We start from the raw sequence: 19,976 nt of genomic DNA on the forward strand, positions 1-19,976 counted from the left end.
GGGGTGCAGATTATCAGATGCAGAAGCAGGGGCAAACCCCATAGGCGCTCGAGGCGTTGTAGCTGCCGAGCGAGCCGTCCGAGGTCACGCTGCGGAAGTACGCGGACGAGTCGACGGAGCGCAGCCACCAGTACGTGGCAGAACCACCGTTCTTGCGGATGCGGTCACTGTTGCTGTTGAAGATCCCGTACTTGTTCCCCTCGGCATTGCCGCTTGTAAGGCCGACTTCTGTCCAGGAGGGAATCCAGAGCTTGTCGCTCGTTGTTGCCGCGCCGTATCCGCTTGTGTTCTTCTTGGAGACCGACTTGATGACATTGCGAAGCTCTGCAGGGAAGTTGTTGATGAGCGTTCCGTTGAGCCACGAGCGCATCTCGCAACGCTCCCATCCGCCGGATGTCGTGTTGCTTGCGTTCATGCGGTGCGTGCCAACAAGGTCGGTGCAGATGAAGGTGAAGCCCGCCCCATCCATTCCGACGCCCGCGACCTCGAAGCTGTGCGTGCCGTTGCTCGTGATTGCAACGTTTCTCGTCTTTCCCTGGTACGAGGAGAACGCCGAAGGATTGGATTTTGCGACGTCGGCAATCTTGGCGAGCGTTGCCCAGGATTCCGAAGCGAATGTGCTGGCATAGGTTGTAGCCACAAGACTTGCGAACTGCGCCACGGAAGCAAGCGCGGATCGTGCGGCGTCATTATCGAATGCCGCCTTCATCAGCTTGTCCGACTTCTCAAGCATGGGGAACAGCGTGCTCGCATTGGACGGAATCGCTGCGATGAACGTCTCCGTCGCATCTGGCGAACCATCAATAGTTTCGACGGCCTTGTCGGACGCGACCAGGGCTGAAACCGCCACGCTGCTTGAGAACAGCTTGCCTGCGGCATCGTCGTTCTCAAGGATTGCCGTCAGGCACTTCTCCGATTCCGCGACGATTGCCATTGCGGAAGAGGAGGCAACGACCGCGCTGATGGCGGAGCCGTTTGTGACGAGCGTTGCAATCGAGTCGATTCCACCTGAATCGAAGTCGGCGAGTGATGCGAGCGCCTTAGCGAGCCACTTGTCTGATTCCGCAAGAGCGGGCGCAGTCGTTGAGCCTCCCATGACCGCAGCGAGCAGAGTATCGTCGGATACGATCTCCTCTGCTGTGTGCCCAGGGAACACCAGCGGAAACCAGTGCTCGATAGCAAAATCGACGTACGTGCTTCCGAGGATAAGCTCACGCAGTTGCTCGCTGTTGGCGTCCGGGTGGTCGGGATCGTGCCCGAGCACAAGAGCCATGGCGCCTGCATTGCTGCAGAACTCCTGCGCTTGCCCCGGAGTCCCCATAATCTCGCGGAGGCGGTGAACGCCTTTCCGGTAGTTGCCCTTAAGCAGGTAAGCCCAGTTAATGTAGTCGGTAGATTCTGCGCTGATGCTCACTTGTCCCCTCCAAACTCGATTGCGATGCACATGATTCGCGCCGCGTCACCGGAAGCCGAGCCTCCGCCACTGAGCGAGCCGCCCGTGACGAGGCTGACGTTCTGCATGTTCCCGGTGCTTGTCGATTGAGCCGTGTGCACCCAGTAGCTGGCCTTCGTCAGGTTTAGCGACGCAGCCGAATCCTTGACCAGCCGGTACTGAAACTTGGTCGTAGAGACCTGCTGCACCTGGACGCTGTACTCGCCCTCTGCGAGGCACAGAACCTGTGGCGTGCCCTCGAACGGGTCTGGGAACGTGAACGTGTTCCACCCTGACCCGGCATTAGCGAAGCTGTACGTGCGGATGGTCAGGTCTTCCAGCTCACCCGTCGAGCTGCCGCCGCCCTGAATCATGCCGATTAGCTTTATGGGCGTGATGGTCTCGTCGGCAATCTTGTCGCCGGTGACCTCCCCTGGCTTCAGCACGCGGTCAGCCCTGATGACCTTGAGGGCATGCGGCAGGAGCTTCGAGTTGAATAGCTTGTAGATCTCTGTCACGTCAGGCATCCGGCGCGGCCTCCTCCCATGCCAAATCGAACTCCTCTTCCGTGATTCCGAGGGTGTTGAGGTACGTGCCGATGAGCGGGCCAAGCTCGCCGCTAAGGGCCTCCTCGACCGCATCTGCGGCGGCGTTCGCGCGGTCCGTTGCGGCATCAGCCTTGGCCACGGCGTCATCGACCTTCTGGTCGCGCTCTGCCTCGTTGGCGAGGAAGGTGTCATGGCACCACTTCAGCATCTCCTCGATGCGGCTTGCGTAAGCCTCGGCGATGCCGTCACCGTCGGTCTGCGCGTTAGGCAGGATGACGATGGCGAAAGCCTGCGTCGTGGCGTGCGTGGTGGCCTCAATCGTCTCGCCGTCCATGAAGGCGAAGTAGGCGACGGAGCACGTTCCGACCTCCTGCGCGGCCTGCGGGATTACCTCGTAGGTAACGACGTTCCCGCTCGCCTGCGCGCACTTGTCCTCAAGCAGCGCGCCCTTCGGGTGCCGCATGGTGAAGTACGGCGTGACGCCCGAAAGGTCCGCCTCCTCGCCGTGGTCGTAGATGTGGGCCTCGATGACCGTAGCCCTCTTCTCGCCCTGGCGCAGGAAGACCACCTGCTGCTCTTCCGGCTCCTTGGAGAGGTCTAGATACAGCTTGATGGGCTGCACGTCCATTCGGCCACCTCCTCTGCGTGCATCTCGATTTCCTGCGTTGTGATGACGGACCAGCCGCCTGAAAGCTCGACGTATGCCGCCAGGAGCCTTCCGGGCACGGGGACGGCTGGCATGGTCCACGAGACCTCGCTGCCGTCCACCGTGCAGGCCGCCTCGCCGTGGCCGCCGCGCCACATCGCGCGGAAGGTCGCGGTCATGCCTGTGAGGTCTGCCGGGACGCCCTGGTCAACGATCTCTGCGCTCATTGCCACGCCGGACTCGCCGGAGCGGATGTAGACGGGACCGGCGTCCGGCATTGACTTGTCGATGTCTAGGATCATTCGGCCACCACCAGCTCCTTCCCGTCGAGGTAGATCTTTCCGTCCACGACGGAAAGCACGGAGCCGCCGATTGACAGGGCTCCGGTCGTGAGCATCTGGTCGATGCTCGTGACCTTCTGCTCGGCCTCCTGCGCGGCCTGGGCGGCGTTGTTCGCCGCTATCTGCGCCTGCGTAAGCGCGGGCGTGACCGACGTGACCTGCGAGTAGATGCGCGTGAGCACGTCTGGCAGCAGCGATACGATGGTGCCGAACGTGGCGCTCTTGGTGTCGCCGGTCAGAACGTCGCGCTTCATCTCGCCGACGCGCGCCTCAAGGCGCAGCTCGGGGATGAACTCGCGGTCGATGGTCTGGATGACGTCACCCAGCTCGACGCCTCGGAGCTGCAGCGCCATTGCGTCGCTGACCTTGTACTGGACCGATGGAGCGGAGTGCTGCGCCATGTAGGCCCGCGTCGCGTCCTCAAGCTCGTCGGCGTCCTCGATGTTGGCGTCCTCGTACATGCCCACGCTGTGCTTGATGCCGCCGTTTCCGTCCGGCTGGCCCCAACGCTGCTTCTGCTCGTCGGTGCCCTCCACGAAGCACCAGAGGCGGTCCTTCACGCCGTCTGTCTCCGTGTCGAGCGTCTTTCCGTAGCCATAGCAGGCCGTGATGACGTCATCCTTCAGCACGCTCTTCTCGACGCCGCCGATGTCGCGGCCGTACTCGAAGCGCGCCCCTCGGGACTCGCCGCGCTGGTGCACGAGGCTGATTGCCCGCTTGGTGACGCCGCCGTGGGAGACGGTTATCTCGGGCCGGATCTCGCAGCCCCACGTCCCTGCGATCTCAAGCAGCGCCTTGTAGGTGTCCGTCTGGGACAGCGCGAGGTCGTGGCGGCCGAAGTCCTCGACCGTGCCGACCTCCCACGTGGTCTGCTCAAGGATGTGCGTCAGCGCCTCCTCGGCGGTGACGTTGGTCATGACGAATAGCCTGATGTGGTCGTAGCGCAGCCATTGGTGAACGCCCTCGCACTTGTAGCTCATCGTCTGCGAGCCCTCGTGCTCCTGGTCCTGCTCGTTGACCACGTGCTCGTGCCATGTCTCGTCGCGCCACAGGATATGATCTCCCTTTGAAAGCGCGACCGGGACGGTGATGTCCAGCTCGTCCGTGCTGTTGATCTCCTGCGAAAGCGTCGCCTCCGCGATGCCGGTGAGGTCTTGCTGGTAGCGCCCCCAGCGGTCGAAGACCATGAAGCGAAGCCGTCTCATAGCCACATCTCCCGCCACTCTACCTCGAACGGGTAGTCGCACTGCAGCGTGTGCACGCCAGGTGACCACTCGGCGTAATCGTCAAGGGCGTCGAGCATCACAGTGTCATCCCCGACCGTGCAGGCGTGCTGCAGGTTGTCGATGACAACGGGCTCGGTGACCGTCTCGTCCCCGAGCACCCTCATGGTCGCGCCGTCGTTCATGACGGTGAGGTTCGCCGTACCCGCCGTCACCTTGATGATCGGTGCCGTCGGGTAGGAGCCGCCGACGTTGACGCGCAGCGCGGACGTGCCGCCCTGGCTGGAACGACGTCTGACGGCTCCGTACCCGCGAGGGTCGGCGCAGTAGAAGTTGAGCGTGCCGGTTCCGTTCCAGGCGATGCGCTCTAGCTCCGTGGAGCCTTCGAGCACCGCGAGGTTGTACATGTCCGGCGCGTCTGGGAGGACGAGCTTGCACGGGGAGCGGCGGAGCAGGCGGCGCTGCAGCAGCCGCCTCGCCCGCTCGAAGCCCTCGCGCGTGCCAACCTCCTCGAAAGGGCGGTAGAGGCGCACATCGACCTCGATCTCTGCGGCCTCAAGCCGCACGCCGCCGAGGCGCGCCCCGTCGCCCGAAAGGTCATCGGACTTGACGTCCACGTCCGGCATGACGGGGCGGTGGATTCCGTCGATGCGCAGGATGTGGCCGAAGTCGTATCCGTCGTAGATCATTCCGCTCATGCGAGTCCCACCGCCCTCATCTTCCGTTCCTGGTTCCTGTTCATGTCCTTCTGCAGCGCGTCGAGGTCTCGGTCGTCGCGCACGTAGACGTTCCACGTGTCTCCGCCGTAGCTGTAGTAGCCGCCGCCCTCCGCGTACTCGCCCGCCCTCGTAGTGCCGAGGCCGTAGCTGTACCCGCCCGCAGGTGCGAGCGAAAGCGCGCTGGCGGCGTCTATCGCGCCGCTCGTGACGTCCTCCATGGCCTCTGCGGCCATGTAGCCCGTCTTCTCGATGCCGACCGCGAGACCGGCCGACATCATTGCGCCCACCTGGTCGCGCATGACCTTGGAGGGCGATGCCACCGCAGCCTCTGCGCGTGCCGCAGCGATTGCCGCGCGCACGACCGCAGCGGCGGCAGCGGCGATTTCGTTGATCTTGCTCTGGATGCCAGCCGCGATGCCCATGGCGAGCTGCTGGCCCGTGCCATAGAAGGCGTCATAGAAGCTGGCCGCCGTCGCGTTGCCCTGCTCGGACACGGTTGCCACGCTGTCGGTGACTAGCGCCTGGTTGCTGAGCAGTCCCTGCCCCATGTTGGCCACGACGCCCTGCATGGCGGTAGCGGTCTGCTCAAGTACCTCGTCAGACGCGAAGGCGTTGGTCAGGGCCTGCCCGATGGACGTTGCGAAGGTCTCCGCCTGGTCGCCCTCGGCCACCATGGCCATGCTGTCCGTGAGCAGGCCGCCCATGGACTCGGCAAGCTGCTCCTTGCCCGCCTCGATTCCGGCGATGAGGCTGTTCACCACATCGTCACCGGGGCTGAGCGCCTGGAACTGCTCGATTGCCGACTGCTGGCCCTCGATGAGCGCGTCGTTGTAGAGCTGGATGTACTCGCCGATCTCATCCGAGGACTTCTCGGCCATGTCGGCGATTACCTGGCCCCACTGGTCGAAGCCGCCCTCGTAGACCGCCTTGCGGAAAGCCTCCGTGTCGATTCCCTCGGGAATCTTGTTGAAGACCTCAACGAGGTTGTCTGCGTAAGCCTGGGACTCGGCCATGTTGAGCCGGAGGTTCTGCTCCCACTCGTCCAGGCCGGTCTTGCCGTAGGCGGTCATCTGGTCGAAGCCGTTTGCGACGGTGCTGGTGAAGTCCTGCATGCCGCTAACGAAGTCCTCCATGGTGACGTCCATGCCGCGCAGGGAGCTTGCGAAGCTCTCCACGGACACGCCCGCCATCTGGAAGGCGTTGCTCAGGCCGCTGTCGCTGTAGATGGCCTCCTTGACGTCGAGGCAGGTCTCTCGGAAGTCGAGCAGCCAGTCCTTCGGGTCGGTCATATCGAAGCACTGCAGGCTGTTGATGTAGAGCGACCGCTGGTTAAGCTCCTGCTCCCTCTCCGCTCTGGCGAGGTCATCGAAGCTGTCCACCATGGCCTGAACCTGCTCGTCGGTCATGTCGGCCATCTGGGCGAGGGCGTCCTTGTAGTCGTCCCCGCCCTCCATGACGCGCTCCACGAAGTTCTTGGAGTAGCGCACGCCGGTCTTGTTGAAGAGCTTGCCCAGCGTGTCGGACCACGAGGTCGCGGCGTCCATGTCCGTGATGAGGTCGTCCTTCATCTTGTACAGGGACTGCCAGTGCTCCATGTCGCCCACGGAAGCCGTGAGCTTGTCCTGCATGGCGATGAACTCGTTCGCCTCGGAAAGCCACTCGTCGTAGCTCTCCTTCTCGGTGTCGCTGAGGTCGCCCTTGGCGATCTTCTTCTCCCAGTCTGCGCGCTCCTCGGCGATCTCCTGAATCTTGTCCTTGTAGCTGTCGAGGTTGTAGCCTGCGGCCTCAAGAACCTTCATGGAGTCGTAGACCTCGCCCGTCTCGGGCTTGGCGTAGCCGAGCGCCTTGATGTTTGGCATCAGCGCGCCCCAGATGACGTCTCCAAGCTCTGAGGAGACCTGCTGCAGCTCGTGGCTGCGCTCGCGGTACCCCTCGATCATCTTGTCGATGTACGCCTGCATCTCGGCGTCGGCGTCCTCCATGGCACCGGTGGCGGCGTCGCCCATGGAGCCCGCCGCGTCCGCCACGAGGCTCGTGCCGCTGGAAAGTCCGTCGCTGTAGCTGACGGCGGCGTGGTAGCCGTACTCCCATGCGGTGTCGGACACGTGCTGGCCGACCTCTCGGACGGCCTTGACGGGTGCGTCCGCCCCGTCCTCGATGCCCTCGGCGAAGCCCTCCATAAGCGCCTCGCCCGAGTACGTGGTGTAGCCTCGGCCGGACAGAGGGCCCTTCTTCGCGGGCGAGAAGGGGAAGTACGCGCGGATCTGCGACATCCCTGCGGAGACCGCCGCGACGGCCTGGGACATGCCCTGCTGGATGCCGCGCACGAAGCCCTGCATCATCGCGAGGCCGGAACTGTAGAGCGCGCCCGAAAGGCCGCTCAGGATGGATACGATCTGGCTGCGCAGCGTCGCGAAGAGCGCGACCGCCTGCGCGATGCCCTGCTGGATGGCGATGATGAACATCTGCATCGCGAGCACGGACTGCTGGCTCATCTCGCGTGTGAAGATGGCCATGGAGGACTGCACCACTGCCACCAGTGCGGCGAACTGCGCCGTGGTCATGGTCGTGAACATCGTCACCGAGGCGGTGGCGAGGGTCATGGCCGCCACGACCGCCGTGGATGCCGCCGTGAATCCCGTGGCCATGGCGGTCGCGGACACGACCGCCGCCGCGAACGAGACGGCGAGCGCGGCTGCGGCAGCCGCTGCCGTGGTGAACCCGGACGCCGCCTGTGCCGATGCCGACGCCGCCGCAATCAGCGACGGGGCTGCGGACGCCAGGGACGGCGCTGCGGATGCGGCGGCCATGGCCAGGGCGGTGAGCCCAGCGGCCGCCATCGGTGCGGCGGACGCCACCACAGTGATGCCGGTGCCGAGGAGCACCGTGCCTGCGGCTGCTGCCGTGACGCCGGTTGCGGCCGTCGATGCCGCAGTCGCGTAGGCGACGAGCGCCGGTGTGCCAGCGAGCAGGCCGACCGTTGCCGCAGCCGCTGCTGCGGCGAACGCCGCGATTCCTGCCGCCGCCGTGGGGGCGGACTCCGCGATGGTCGGGAGCGCCGCGCCCATTGCCGTGATGCCAGCGGCGGCGATCACGACGCCGGTTGCGAGCAGGATGACCGCAGCGGCGAGCACCGTCATGCCCGCGCCGAGCAGCGTCACGCCTGCTGCCGCCACGGTGACCGCAGCGCCGAAGGCGATGATTCCTGCGGACGCCACGAGGACGCCAGCGCCGAGCACCGCGACGCCAGCACCTGCCACAAGAGCGCCAGCGCCGAGGAGCGCCATGCCTGCGGCGAGCGCGGTCATGGCCGCACCTGCGGACGCGCCTCCCGCCGTGATGGTCGGGAGCGTAGCGCCGAGCATGGCCACGCCAGCGGCGGCGATCATGATTGCCGCGCCGAAGAGCGTGACCGCTGCGGCCGCGACGGTGATTGCCGCCGCCGCAGCCACGACGCCGACGGACGCGGCCGTCATGCCCACGCCGAAGACGGTTGCCGCAGCACCTGCGGCCAGGAGGCCGGGAGACGCCACGAGCGCCGCCGCTCCGAGCGCGGCGAGACCGACCGCTGCCGTGGTGCCGAGCGATGCGATGATGGGTAGCTGCGCGCTCATGAGCGCCATGCCAGCGGCCGCGAGCGTGATGCCCGCGCCGATGACCACGACAGCCGCGCCGAGCACGAGGGCTGCTGCGCCAGCCGCCAGGAGACCGGCGGAAAGCACTAGCACCGCCGCGCCAGCCGCGATGGCACCGGGCGCGAAGGCGAGCATGCCCGCCCCGAGCGCCGCGATTCCGACCGCTGCGGACGCGCCGTAAGTGGCGATCATGGGGAGCTGCGTGGAAAGCAGCGTGATGCCAGCCGTGGCCAGCAGGATGCCAGCACCGACCATGAGCACCGCAGCGCCGAACGCCGCGATGCCGACAGCGCCAGCCGTGAGCGCGGGGCCCACGACGGAGGCACCCGCCGCGAGGCCGACGATTGCCGCCACGAGCGCGACCATGGCGACGGCGGCCATGGGGCCAGCCGCCGCGATCTGGATTGCGGCCTGGGCGAGCACGTACAGCCCCGCCGAGGCCGCGAGGACTCCCACGCCGACGAGCGCGATTGCGGCTCCGAGCGCGAGAATCTGCGGCGCGCTCATGCTCGCAGCGCCGCCGATCTGACCGAGCGCGGTGGTCGCGGGGGCAGCGGCCGAGCCGATGCCGCCGAGCGCGGACTGGAAGGACGTGACGAATCCGACGATGCCCTGAACGACGCGGAAGCCGAGGAACGCCGCCACGAGCCCCGCCACGATGGGCGCGACCTCCGAGGCGTTGTCCTTCAGCCACGCGCAGGCGTCGCCGATTCCCTCGACAATGGGCTTCGCCGCCTCAAGGGCGGCCTTCAGGGCGTCAGCCGCAGCGACTGCGGGGTCGGTGCCCTCGGGGATGCCGAGCAGCGAGCCGACTATGCCGCCCACAGCGCCGCCCACGTCGCTCGCTGCCTGAGCGAGTGTCCCGAAGATCTCGGATGCGGTCTGCACCGCGCCGTTGTCCTGAATCTGCCCGACGAAGGTCTGCACGGCACCTGCAGCGGCGTTGAAGCCGTCCGTGATGCCGGTCTTTATCGTGTTGATAACGCCGACGATGTTCTCGACGCCGACTCCCTCGATGATGGACGCGACGCCCTTGGTGACGGCGTTCGATGCGTTGGCCATCGCCGTGCTGATACCGGCTACGCCGTCCTCCGCCTGCTGCTGGAAGCTCGCGAAGCCCTCGCCACCAACGGTGTCCAGCTCGACAAGCTTGTTGAGGAACTGGTCCATCGTGATGTCGCCGTTCTTCATGGCCTCGTAGAGATCCTGCTGTCCGGCGGTCGCGCCGAGCAGGGACTTGGCCATCTGGTCCATCTGACCGGGCATGGCCGTGCAGATGGAGCGCCATTCCTCAAGCTCGAACTTGCCCTTGCTCACGGACTGGCTGAACTGCTCAAGCGCAGCGTTCTGTACCTCGATGGGCGCTCCGCCCGCGAGAACCGCGTCATTGAAGGCGAGCATGATGTCCGTGGCCTTGCCGACGTCCTGAACGGACGGGACGAGGCGCTGGACGCCGCTCGTCATGCTGTCGAGGGTCGTGGGCAGCCCGCTCAGACGGTCGCTCATCTTCTGGATGGCGGCCGAGGCGTCCTCGGAGCTGTAGCCGAGGTTGGACATGACCTTCGGGAAGTTGCGCATGGTGTCCACGCGCGAGACGGCCTTGTCAACGGACGCGCTCACGACCTCGACTGCCTTGCCGAAGCCCTGGGCGAGTACGTTGCCGACGGCGATTGAGATGGCCGAGCACTTCGACTTGAAGCTGTCCAGGGCGCTCTCGCTGCCCTTAATGCCCTTGTCGAAATTGGAGCCGTCAAAGGTGGCCTTGGCTGAGAGTGTGTAGTCGGCCATCCCAACCACCTCCTGCTATTCAGTTGTTATTCGGTTGTGATCCGCTGCCGCTTCCCGTACTTGCTGGCAAACGCCTTCTTGAGCAGGTCGAACTCACTCTTGGTGACGGGGGGAGCGGAGTGCTCGGGCTGAACCTTCTTCCACAGCTCAAGCAGCTTGCGGCCCTTCTTTCTGAGGACGTTGGCCACGGCCACCTCGGTCGCGTGCTGCATGATCTCGGAGTCGCGCACGGTGCGCGTCTCAAGCTCCTTGCGGACGAAGGAAAGCTGCACGGGCGTTAGCGAGCCGTACTGCTCGGGCGTCCATCCCAAGCGGGCCGCGAAGTACGCGTAGTCGATCTCTCGGCGGAACATCCCCGCCGCGTGCTCCCTCTCGGGGGATAGCTGACCCGCCTTGAAGTACTCGTAGCGGGTCAGCTCCCGGAGGGCCTTTACGCGCTCTGGGTCTTGAAGAAAAAACCGCAGTCGCGGGTCAGGGCCTCGGTGACGGCGGTGAAGACGTCGAGGTAGCCGTTCTCCTCGATGAGCTTCTGGCCCATCTCGCGGCCCTGCTGCGGCGAGACGTAGTTGCCGCCCTCGTGCTTGATGCCGTAGGCCACGAGGTCGCGCAGCTCGCCGAGCGAGAAGGAGCCGCCGTTCTGGGCGAAGGACGCCATGATGGGTCGGTGGCTCTGCTCGTACATGTCGATGCGGGCGAAGATGAACTTGATCTCGTACTTCTTGCCCTCAACCTCGAAAGTCCTGGTGTCTGCCATTGATGGTCTCCTTTCCATCGTTTACTGACTTGTCGCTAGGGCCTAGCCCTCGGAGTCGGTGGTCGTGATGGTGATGGTCGCGGCCGTGATCTCGGGCTCCTCGGCGGCCTCGCGCATCCAGCACGGGCCGGAGCCGGTGAACTCGGCGCTGTAGGTGGTGTTGTCGTCGTTGGGTGCCTCAAGCTCGTCGGAGGTGATGATGGCGAGGCCCTTGCGGATGGGGATGTACTTGACGCCGTTGGAGATGGTCTCGCGCTCGTACATGCCGACGCAGACGTAGGTGCCGTCCTTGAGCGCCTTGATGATGGTCTTGCGGCCCTCGTCGTCGGCCATCCACAGGCCGTCGGTGCTGGCGCTCCAAGACTTGACGCCTGCGGTCACGACCTGCCAGTCGCCGGTGCCGTCCTTGGTGGCGGTCTCGGAGTTCTCGGCCTCGACGGTCCACGTCAGGCCCTGCTGTCCGGCGAGGGCGAGCAGGTTGGTGCAGGTGGCGTCGAGGACGGCGAGGACGATGTTCTTGCCGTGCACGGCCTGGGCGGTCTGCGCGTCGAAGTCGCAGCCGGTGGTCAGGGTGCCGGAAACCTGGGGTTCAGCCATTGCCTTTTCCCTTCTATTCAGTTGTTCGTTCGGATTGCTACTTGCAAAGGAGGCCGTAGCAGACCTCGATGCGATAGCTGAGGATTGCGTGGCCCTCGCCCGACTGGTCGCGGGTCACGGCGCGCAGCCCCATGAAGTCCTGCGTGTTGAGCAGGAAGGGCTTGGGCAGCTCAAGCTCGCTCTCCATGGCCTCCTCGACCTGCTGGACGAGGCGGTACACGGGAGCGGTTGAGAAAGGCTCAACGGGCTCGGAGATGCAGTGGATGAGGACGTTGAACACGTCGAGGCACATGGTCTTGGTGCGCGCGTCCTCTGTGGTCTCGATCTCCGCGCTGAAGAGCGGGGAGGGCTTGTCCTCCGGGAAGTCGTAGCAGGTGATGCCGGTGTGCTCCGTTATGTGGTCGATGAGGCACCCCAGGAACTCCCCGATGCTCATGCGTCGAATCATGTGCCAGCCCTCCTAAGCTCGCGCTTGAGCGCGCTGTGGAGCTTCGGCCCCTGCGCCGCCACGTTCGCGGCCAGATAGTGCTGGCCGGGAACGTAGGACGCCTTGAGGCGCTTGCCGAGCTTCGGCACGAACTGGCCGACGTTCTGGCGGTGGCCGTACTCGACGTGCGGCGCGTACTCCTTGGTGTAGCCCACCTCGGATTCGCCTCCGTCGGGCGTGAAGCCCAGCGAGGCAACCAGCTCGCCGGAATCGACTGGCGTTCCGCCGCGCTTGCCACGGTTGTAGATCTGGCGCATGTTGTCCTGGACAACCTTGTCGAAGTCTGCCTGCGACAGCCTGCGCAGGGCGGCGGCGAGCTGCCTATCGCCCTGCAATGTGATCGTCCCAGCCATCCTTCGTGCACCTCCTCACGTTCACCGCGACCGTCGGCGCCTCGTGGGTCACGCTCTCGACGGAATAGAGGACGCCGCGAACCTTGATGGCCGCGACGCCCTCTAGAAGCTCCGGTTTCGATTTGGTCAGGAATGTGCGCTCGACCATGTTGAAGCGGTTGCCCTCGGTCTCGTCCAGGACTGGCATCCAGGGCGGCGTGCGCACCAGGATGTGCTCCCCCGTCTCCACTAGCTCGAAGACGGGGTTCCTCGTCTCGTCCTTGCCGGTCTGCTCCCGCTTGTATGTGAGCGCGCGGTACCAGCGCATGGGCACCACCTACCTGAAGAAGCGGATGCCGCTGCGCCCTCGGTTCATCGTCCGCTTCAGCGACGCAAGCTCCTCGTCGTACTCGCCGAGGATGTCATCGATGAAGCTGTTCGACACCGACCCGCCCTCCGCTGCCGATTCGGAGGTGCTTCCCTCGAAGCCTCGCAGGCGCAGTGCCTTCACGGCCGCATCGACCACGATGGAGCCGACCATGGCTGGCAGCTCGTCTGCGGTTTCCATGCGGATCGTGATTCTGTCGATGACCGTGCGCAGCATCTCCTCGATGGCGGCGTCGCTCGGAAGCTCCTCGCCGTCGAGGTAGCGCGTCTTGACGCGGGCGCTGAGCGCGCCGACGTCCATTAGCCCTCGCTGTCGTCGGCAGTGGTGACGGTCGCGATGACGTGGCCGTACGGGTTGGGCAGGACGGGGACGAAGAGGCCGCTCGCCTTGGTCCAGGTGGCCACAGGGTCGGGCGTGTCCCACGTGGTGACGGTCACGAACTGGCTCTGGCGCTTGCTGTCGAACGCGCCGCCCTGCTCGCGCTCCTCGGGCGTGACGCCCCAGAGGCCGGTGCCGAGAGTGCCGTCAGCGCCGGTGGCGGTGACCACGAAAGCCTCGTCGGGGAAGAAGTTGCGCTGCTCGACGTAGGGCTCGCCCTTCTCGTTGGTCTTCAGCACGCCGTACTTGTCGGTGTCGGTCACGATGGTGATGCCGAACTGGTCGAAGAAGAGGGCGTTGATCTGGGCCATGGTTGGCAGGATGCCGACGCCGCTGGTGCCGAAGATGGCCTTCTGGATGGTCTGGTTGGCCTTGATTTTCTGGACGATGGCCTTGGAGGTGATGGCGATGTTGGGCGTGGAGCCGTTCTTCTCGGCGGTGTCCACCCAGCCGTTGACGTCGCCCAGGACGTCGGCGGTGGCGTCGCTCCAATCGCCGGAGACGCGGTTCTCGTCGGGGACGTCGTAATCGACCACGAAGTCGAGGCCGTTCTCCTGGATGACCGCCTTGCCCTTGGCGATGGCATCGACCTTGGCCATCTCGGCGCGGGTCACGACCATCTCAGCCATGCGGGCGATGTCATCGAAGACGTAGTTGCGCGTGGAGTCCATGTCCATCGCCATGCCCTGGGTGAGCTTCGCAACGTTCTCGGTGAGGTTGATCTTCTCCTTGATCAGAAGCTCCTCGACGCTGACGCGCTCGAAGGGCACGCGGGACGCGATGTGCGCCTCGGTGTCGTAGGCGTGGACCATGGCCACCTGCGGCAGGTTGCCGTTGGCGCACAGGCGCGTGTACTCCTGCTTGATGTACTGGGTCTTGCGGTCGGGGAAGTAGCGGCTGCCGGTGTAGTTGCGGGCGACCGCGAAGTTCTGGCTAAAGTCCAGAAGCTCCTTCTCGGTGATGAGGCCGGAGAGGGTGTTAGGCATTTTGCTCGCTCCTTTCTGTTAGACGAGGTGGAGGCCCTGCTTGGCGAAGGTCTCCTTCTGCGCAAGCGCCTCACTGGAAACGCGGTCGGCGCGGACGCGGCCAGCGACGACCACGGCCACGGGGTAGGCCGCGTCTGCGGTCATGTCGTAGTCCTCAAGGACGACGCCCTCGACCGGAGCCGTGCTCTTTGCGTAGTAGGTGGCGTCGGGCTGGGGGCTGCTGTCCTCGGAGAGGGTGTACTCCCCGTCGGCAAGCTCGTACCAGCCCTTGGCGCTGGGGTTCTCGCTGCCGGGTTCCGCGACGGGCGTGTAGACGTCGCCGCCGCCGAAGAGCGTGCCCGCCTTGACGATGCCGTCATCGTCGGCCATGTCTGCGGTGGCCTGCTTCGTCTTGGTGACGAGGCCGACCTCGCTCTCAAGGATGTTCAGGCTCTCGCCGAACTGCTCGGAAGTGTAGAAAGGCATTATTCCTTCCCTCCGTTCTGGTTGGCTGTCTTTGTCTGGCTGTACTTCTGTGCGAATGCGGCACCGAAGCTGACCTCGTTGGGCTTCGGGTCGGCCTTGGGGATCTCGCGCTTGAGCTGACGCTGAACCGCCTCGTTGACCGCCTTGGGCCACAGCTCCTTGAGCTGGTCGATGGCCGCGCCGGTCTTGTCGGCGTCCGCGCTCACGAACATCGCGAGCAGGTCATCGCCGAGGTTGATGTCGGCGGCCGCAAGCTCGCGGCGCGCGATTGCGGTCTGCTGCGTGAGGTCGCGCTCCTGCTCAAGCGCCTCCTTCTCGGCGCGGAGCTTCTTGGCCTCGTACTTGGCGCGCTGAAGCTCGGTCATGTTCTCAAGCTTCTGGGCCTCGGTCTGCTTGCCAGCGGCCTCGTCCTCGATCTGCTTGCGAATCTCGCGCTCCATCTTTGCGCGCTCGCGTGCGAGGCGCTTCTGGATGATCTCGTCAAGGTCGTCATCCGTGTACTTGGCCTCGCCGGTCGCGGCGTCTCCGCCCTCGCCGGTAGTGCCTTCGCCCTCGCCGCCGTCACCAGCGGGTTCGGTTCCCTGCGGGTCGATGCCCGTGGGCTCGACGTCGTTGGGGTCGATTCCGAGCTGTGCCTTGGTCATCGGTGTCTCCTTCGCTTCCATAGGGTTTTTCGTGGCCCATGCCTGCACGAGCCGTAGCTTTTTACGTGGTCCACGCCTGCACGCTCCGTGGCTTTTAACGTCGTCAACGCTCGGACGGCATGAAAAAGGCCCCTTGCCGGGGCCGTCTCATTGCTTGGATATGCGCTTCTTCTTCCACTTGAAGTGCCGCTCGATGAGGTAGAGCGATATGTCCTGCACGACGTAGGCAAGCAGCTCCTCGCCGGGGCTCTCCTCGCCGAAGCTCTTCAGGTAGTGGCGCGCCACGTGCACCGACTCATGGGCGAGCAGCGACGCGTCTACTGCGGCGTCGTAGTCTGTGCATGGGGTCATCCACACGAGGTAGATGGTCTCCTCGCTGCCGGGGACGCGGAGGAACGAGGTCGTGGCCTGCCTGCCGACGAGGCTCTTCCAGTCCTCCTCGTATTCCCTGCCCTCAAGCCTGCGAATGGCCTTGCGCGCCTTCTTCTCGGAGTGCACGAGCCTTATCTCAAGCTCGGGAAGCGCGCCGCCGCCTATGACGTCGAACTTCATGCAATCACGTCCTCAAGGGTCAGAACTTCGCCCTCGTGCGTGATGATGGCCTCAAGCTGCTCCTCGTCAATCATGGCCGAGAAGCGGAACTCCTCCTTGCCGTTGTGCTCCACGATGATCGTGGGCACCTTGGTCACGGGGATGAGCGCGTTCGCCTGGGCGAAGCGCGCGTCGTAGCGCGCGTGCACCTCGATTGCGTCAGGGTAGCTCTCGATGAGCGGGTCGATGACGCGCTCCTTGTAGTCCCGGCAAGGCTGGCAGTTCGCGTTGCCGAGGTATACGAGATGTCGCAACTGGCACCTCCTTTCGGCATGAAAAAGGCCCCTTGCGGGGCCTGACTTGGTTATTCGTCCTCTTCCGTCGGATAGAGGCTGTCGAGAACTGCGAACGCTTCGTCCGGAGTTGACATCCTTGCGTCATCGCCGGATACGAGAATCACGAGCGGCGGTCCGGTGCACACGAACTCTCCGGGCGGGATGTCGGCGATTGTCGGCTCGTACACGTCGAACCCATTCCACTCTCCGGCATGCTCGCATCCGTCGTAGCCCTGCGACCTTGCGTACCTCTCGACCTCTCGCAGCGTCATCTCTCCACCCCCCTCATGATCTTGTTCGCGGTGTCGATGTCAATCTCCATGTTATCGACCCGCAGCGCCTTCGGTGCACATGAGTATTTTCTCCCATGCCACGTCTCAGTATACTTCAGGCGCTCAAGATACTCTAGCAGGGCGTTTCTGGTCTCCGTGGTCTTCCTGCCTCGGACGGACCGTTCTCCGTAGATGAGCTTGCGACGCTCGATCTCCTCTGCGGTGTAGACCTTCGTCACGATGTCCTCGCCGCGATACGACCGGTCGCATTGGGGGTCGTACATCACGAGGGTTCCCGAGCTGTCCTTGGATATGCACACGATGTGGCCTATCCTGCTCCGGCCCTTCCAGTTGAACCGGATCTCGTATCGGTTTCCCTTCTCTATGACCTTCTCAAGCCACTTGTAGCACTGCTTCGCCGTCTTGACGGACGTGTCCTGCATGAACTCTGGGCGCTCCCCGGTCTCGGGGTTCTTCCATGCGATTCTCGCGTCGCGCGCAAGCTCGTCCATGCCGCCGTACCGGGACCGGACCTCGACGTCGTAGCCCCTGCGCCGCGCCTCGTACGTAACGACGCACGACTGGCAGTTCGTCTGCCACTCCCTTCCTTCCAGGAAGTGCGGATTCACCCTTCCGCTGTCCGCGTCATCGTGGCTCATCGGCGCTCCCGGATTGATTCCGGCTATCTCGGGCATGGACCTTCCGCGCTCGACCTTCGCGCTCTCCGGCGGCGTCGAGCCGTGACGCGAGGCGTACTCGGCCTCCCATTCCTCGTAGTCGGGAACCTCGATGGTGTAGCCACAGCGGCACCACGGGTGCATGGGCGGGAAGTTCACACCGGGCTCGCGCTCATCGAAGCGCGCCGGGTGCGCAAGCTGCTCGCGCTCAAGCGCCTTGCAGACCTCGCACGCCCTTGCGTCGGCGCACGCCAGCGCGTAGTACTCGTACTCGCTCTGGTGCACCTGCGCCTGCGCCTCGTTGGTGAGGAACGTGCCCTCGGTGAAGACGAGGCGGCGGATGTCGCGCTCGGACACTCCCTCGAACCGCTCCTTGAGCGCCTTGACTGCCTTCTCGTAGGAGTCGCCGCGCGCGACCATCTGCGCGAAGTCATCGTTAAGGTAGGCGGCAAGCTTCTCACGGTTGTTCCAGATCTTTTCGCTGTAGCTCTCGCCCTTGGACCATCGGCGTCCGACGGTCGCGGATACGAGCTGCGAGTCGATGCTGTAGAACTCCTTGCCGAAGCCCATCTCCTCGGCGGTCAGGTTGGCCGACCGCTGGGCGAGCTTCTTGAAGTGCTCGTCAAGCTCCTCCTGCTCGATGGCCCCGATCTCAAGCTGCTGCAAGCGGATGGCCGTCTGGATGCCCTCAAGCCGGTTCAGCTTGTAGATGGACTCGCGCACCGGCATGAGGTCGGCGTACTGCGGGTACTTCTCCGCGAAGTCGTCCATGCGCTCCATGAGCAGCTTGCGGTCGGTGTCGGACAGGTCGTGCAGGAGGTCTCGGTAGCGGATGACGTTCTGCTCGCCGTACTGCTGGTAGTAGGCCGCTATCTCCCGCTCAAGCTGCCGCGCCTGCCTGTCGTAGACCTTGGCGAGGCGCTTGTTAAGGCGCTCCTCGTCGGCCTCCATCTGCGCAAGCAGCTCCTTGCGGCGGCCTGCCCAGTAGTCGGCGTCCCTAGTCATCGGCCCCCGCGAGGATGGCGTCGATCAGCTCGGCCTTGGTGCTGCCTTTGGCCACGTGGATGCCGCTCTGCTCCGCGAGGTCGTAGAGCTGCGGATTGGTCATCTTCTTCAGCGCGGCGCGCTCGTCATCGTCGGCGGCGGGCTTCTCGGCCTCCTTCGGCTCCTCGATGGGCTTTCGCTCGTCAGCGTCGATGGCATGCCTCCCGTCAGTCACGACGAGGAAGCGCGCGTCGGCGTAGCCGTCGGCGAACCTGACCCAGCCGTGCTCGACGGTCTCAGCGTCGTAGTCGCCCGCCGAGATCTGGCGCACGACCTTAGAGCCGGGGACCGGCTCCTTGCGGACGTTGAGCTTCATGCCCTCCTTGTCAGGGCTGTACGTTGCCTTCATCTGTCTCCTCCGTTTCCGTCATGGCCTGCTCAGGCAGGCGGTTGGTCGGGAAGCCCTCCACCACAGAGGACTGAACCCGCTGCTCCTTCTCATCTGCCATGCGCTCGATCTCCTTCTTGGGCTCGTCCACGCACGACAGCAGCCCGAGCAGCGTCTCCTGGGAGACGATGCCGGACAGGGACTGAACGACGCTCGCCTCGGCCTCGACGTCCTGCGGCATGTTGCGGTGCATCGTGATCTCCACCGCCTGCCAGTCATCGCCCTCGAAGGGCTTGTCGGGGTAGTTGGCGAGCAGGCGCAGGCGCTCCTGGATGCCGAGCACGAACTTGCGCTCCTTGTTACGGGCGAGGTTGTTCATCGGCATCATGCGCATCTTGAGCGCCGTGCCCGATGCCGTTGAGAAGGATTCGTCCGTGATGTCGGGCACCATGGAAAGCTTGAAGATGAGGTTTTCCAGGCGAGTGACGAGGTTTTCCTGCGCGGTGTCGGCGTCCGGCTTCTGCAGGAAGTAGACCTTCGGCGCGCCGCCGCCCTCGCCCGAGTCCCACAGGTTGATGAGCTTGTACTCACGGAGATCGGCCTTCCAGTCCTCATCGAGCTTCGTGCCCTCGACCACCATGTAGGCGTCTGAGAAGTACTCGACGTCGTTGGCCTTCTCGGAAAGCACGCGGTTGTAAGCCTCGATGAGGTTCAGAACTCCCTCATAGAGTCCGCGCCGCTCGCCATTCTGCACGAACTGGACGGCGGGCACGTCGCCGAAGTAGTGGTCCTCAGCCTCGCCGATTTCGAGCGTGCCGCTCGCGCTGTCGAAGTGGTAGACCTTCGTGGCGTCCGAGAAGCTGCCGACGATGCGGCTCTCCTCGTCGTATGCGTAGCGCACGAAGTAGATCTTGCGGTGCAGCACGGAGTCATCGAAGACCATGAACGACGTGAGCGGGCTCACCGCGACGCTGCGCGGGCGGCCCTCGTCATCCTGGTAGAACATCTCGTAGCTGACGCCGAACTTCGAGCACATCTTGCTCAGCTCGGCGTCGGTGTCCTCCTGGTGGTTCCGCGCCATGTAGTCGGCCAGGTAGGCGTCCTTCGCGTCCTCCTCGTGCCTCACGTCCACGGGGACGCCGATGAAGTAGCCCTCGAAGGTCTCGGTGATGTCGTATGCCATGTCGGCCGCGAGGCGGTTGTCGGGCTTGTACGGCTCCTTCTTGGGACGCCCGAAGATCTCGTAGTGCGTCTCGTACGCCTCGCCGAGGTACCGCAGGCGCGGCAGGTGGTTCTCGCGGTGGGCGTCGATTAGGCGCTGCAGGAGCGTAGCGTCCATCACCGTCCCGGCAGGGAGCGTGAAGTCGTCGCTTACGGGCTCCTGGCCGAGCTGGTCGTAGTAGAAGCTGTGGAACTCGTGGGTCAT

At 64.8% G+C, this 19,976-nt stretch carries 23 protein-coding genes; all 23 read right to left on the reverse strand.

Annotation, left to right across the window (positions count from 1 at the left end; genetic code table 11):
- Positions 1 to 13 precede the first annotated feature (13 nt).
- Positions 14 to 1,414, reverse strand: coding sequence for a DUF6273 domain-containing protein (locus BQ7106_RS05530; protein WP_072372653.1), 1,401 nt, complete (start codon positions 1,412 to 1,414; stop codon positions 14 to 16).
- Positions 1,411 to 1,959, reverse strand: coding sequence for an H-type lectin domain-containing protein (locus BQ7106_RS05535; RefSeq protein WP_072372656.1), 549 nt, complete (start codon positions 1,957 to 1,959; stop codon positions 1,411 to 1,413). The genes BQ7106_RS05530 and BQ7106_RS05535 overlap by 4 nt, the downstream gene beginning before the upstream one ends.
- The gene (locus BQ7106_RS05540; RefSeq protein ID WP_072372659.1) at positions 1,952 to 2,608 is read right to left on the reverse strand and encodes a BppU family phage baseplate upper protein; all 657 of its coding nucleotides are present in this window, start codon (positions 2,606 to 2,608) and stop codon (positions 1,952 to 1,954) included. The genes BQ7106_RS05535 and BQ7106_RS05540 overlap by 8 nt, the downstream gene beginning before the upstream one ends.
- Positions 2,578 to 2,928, reverse strand: coding sequence for a hypothetical protein (locus BQ7106_RS05545; protein WP_072372662.1), 351 nt, complete (start codon positions 2,926 to 2,928; stop codon positions 2,578 to 2,580). The genes BQ7106_RS05540 and BQ7106_RS05545 overlap by 31 nt, the downstream gene beginning before the upstream one ends.
- Positions 2,925 to 4,172: a phage tail spike protein gene (locus BQ7106_RS05550; RefSeq protein WP_072372665.1), complete on the reverse strand. Its 1,248-nt coding sequence runs from the start codon at positions 4,170 to 4,172 to the stop codon at positions 2,925 to 2,927. Before BQ7106_RS05550 ends, BQ7106_RS05545 begins: the two co-directional genes overlap by 4 nt.
- Complete coding sequence (locus BQ7106_RS05555) at positions 4,169 to 4,888, reverse strand: distal tail protein Dit (RefSeq protein ID WP_083526930.1); 720 nt, start codon at positions 4,886 to 4,888, stop codon at positions 4,169 to 4,171. The genes BQ7106_RS05550 and BQ7106_RS05555 overlap by 4 nt, the downstream gene beginning before the upstream one ends.
- Entirely contained in the window at positions 4,885 to 10,332 is a 5,448-nt protein-coding gene (locus BQ7106_RS05560; protein WP_072372671.1) for a tape measure protein, read from the reverse strand. The genes BQ7106_RS05555 and BQ7106_RS05560 overlap by 4 nt, the downstream gene beginning before the upstream one ends.
- 26 nt (positions 10,333 to 10,358) lie before the next feature.
- Entirely contained in the window at positions 10,359 to 10,685 is a 327-nt protein-coding gene (locus BQ7106_RS05565) for a hypothetical protein (protein ID WP_072372675.1), read from the reverse strand.
- A gap of 77 nt (positions 10,686 to 10,762) precedes the next feature.
- Positions 10,763 to 11,086, reverse strand: coding sequence for a hypothetical protein (locus BQ7106_RS05570; protein ID WP_072372678.1), 324 nt, complete (start codon positions 11,084 to 11,086; stop codon positions 10,763 to 10,765).
- A gap of 42 nt (positions 11,087 to 11,128) precedes the next feature.
- Positions 11,129 to 11,683, reverse strand: coding sequence for a phage major tail protein, TP901-1 family (locus tag BQ7106_RS05575; protein WP_072372681.1), 555 nt, complete (start codon positions 11,681 to 11,683; stop codon positions 11,129 to 11,131).
- A gap of 37 nt (positions 11,684 to 11,720) precedes the next feature.
- Positions 11,721 to 12,131 (reverse strand): DUF5072 family protein, encoded by a 411-nt coding sequence (locus tag BQ7106_RS05580; protein WP_072372684.1) that lies wholly within the window; start codon positions 12,129 to 12,131, stop codon positions 11,721 to 11,723.
- The gene (locus BQ7106_RS05585) at positions 12,128 to 12,505 is read right to left on the reverse strand and encodes an HK97 gp10 family phage protein (protein ID WP_205407679.1); all 378 of its coding nucleotides are present in this window, start codon (positions 12,503 to 12,505) and stop codon (positions 12,128 to 12,130) included. The genes BQ7106_RS05580 and BQ7106_RS05585 overlap by 4 nt, the downstream gene beginning before the upstream one ends.
- Positions 12,492 to 12,830 carry a hypothetical protein gene (locus BQ7106_RS05590; protein ID WP_072372691.1) on the reverse strand — a complete coding sequence of 113 codons (339 nt, stop codon included), beginning with the start codon at positions 12,828 to 12,830 and terminating at the stop codon, positions 12,492 to 12,494. The genes BQ7106_RS05585 and BQ7106_RS05590 overlap by 14 nt, the downstream gene beginning before the upstream one ends.
- Positions 12,831 to 12,839: 9 nt before the next feature.
- On the reverse strand, positions 12,840 to 13,190 hold the full coding sequence (locus BQ7106_RS05595; protein WP_072372694.1) for a hypothetical protein: 351 nt from the start codon (positions 13,188 to 13,190) through the stop codon (positions 12,840 to 12,842).
- The gene (locus tag BQ7106_RS05600) at positions 13,190 to 14,254 is read right to left on the reverse strand and encodes a major capsid protein (RefSeq protein WP_072372697.1); all 1,065 of its coding nucleotides are present in this window, start codon (positions 14,252 to 14,254) and stop codon (positions 13,190 to 13,192) included. Before BQ7106_RS05600 ends, BQ7106_RS05595 begins: the two co-directional genes overlap by 1 nt.
- 18 nt (positions 14,255 to 14,272) lie before the next feature.
- Positions 14,273 to 14,719 carry a hypothetical protein gene (locus tag BQ7106_RS05605; protein WP_072372701.1) on the reverse strand — a complete coding sequence of 149 codons (447 nt, stop codon included), beginning with the start codon at positions 14,717 to 14,719 and terminating at the stop codon, positions 14,273 to 14,275.
- A complete protein-coding gene (locus tag BQ7106_RS05610; protein WP_072372705.1) occupies positions 14,719 to 15,363 on the reverse strand; it encodes a DUF4355 domain-containing protein in 645 nt (214 codons plus the stop codon). Before BQ7106_RS05610 ends, BQ7106_RS05605 begins: the two co-directional genes overlap by 1 nt.
- 147 nt (positions 15,364 to 15,510) lie before the next feature.
- Positions 15,511 to 15,915, reverse strand: a complete 405-nt coding sequence (locus tag BQ7106_RS05615; protein ID WP_072372708.1) for a hypothetical protein — start codon at positions 15,913 to 15,915, stop codon at positions 15,511 to 15,513.
- Complete coding sequence (locus tag BQ7106_RS05620) at positions 15,912 to 16,208, reverse strand: thioredoxin family protein (RefSeq protein ID WP_072372711.1); 297 nt, start codon at positions 16,206 to 16,208, stop codon at positions 15,912 to 15,914. Before BQ7106_RS05620 ends, BQ7106_RS05615 begins: the two co-directional genes overlap by 4 nt.
- Positions 16,209 to 16,258: 50 nt before the next feature.
- A complete protein-coding gene (locus tag BQ7106_RS05625; RefSeq protein WP_072372713.1) occupies positions 16,259 to 16,501 on the reverse strand; it encodes a hypothetical protein in 243 nt (80 codons plus the stop codon).
- On the reverse strand, positions 16,498 to 18,183 hold the full coding sequence (locus tag BQ7106_RS05630) for a minor capsid protein (protein WP_083526932.1): 1,686 nt from the start codon (positions 18,181 to 18,183) through the stop codon (positions 16,498 to 16,500). The genes BQ7106_RS05625 and BQ7106_RS05630 overlap by 4 nt, the downstream gene beginning before the upstream one ends.
- On the reverse strand, positions 18,176 to 18,571 hold the full coding sequence (locus tag BQ7106_RS05635) for a Rho termination factor N-terminal domain-containing protein (RefSeq protein WP_072372718.1): 396 nt from the start codon (positions 18,569 to 18,571) through the stop codon (positions 18,176 to 18,178). Before BQ7106_RS05635 ends, BQ7106_RS05630 begins: the two co-directional genes overlap by 8 nt.
- Positions 18,549 to 19,976, reverse strand: a complete 1,428-nt coding sequence (locus tag BQ7106_RS05640) for a phage portal protein (protein ID WP_083526933.1) — start codon at positions 19,974 to 19,976, stop codon at positions 18,549 to 18,551. Before BQ7106_RS05640 ends, BQ7106_RS05635 begins: the two co-directional genes overlap by 23 nt.

It is taken from the genome of Thermophilibacter mediterraneus, assembly GCF_900119385.1.
Lineage (GTDB): Bacteria > Actinomycetota > Coriobacteriia > Coriobacteriales > Atopobiaceae > Thermophilibacter > Thermophilibacter mediterraneus.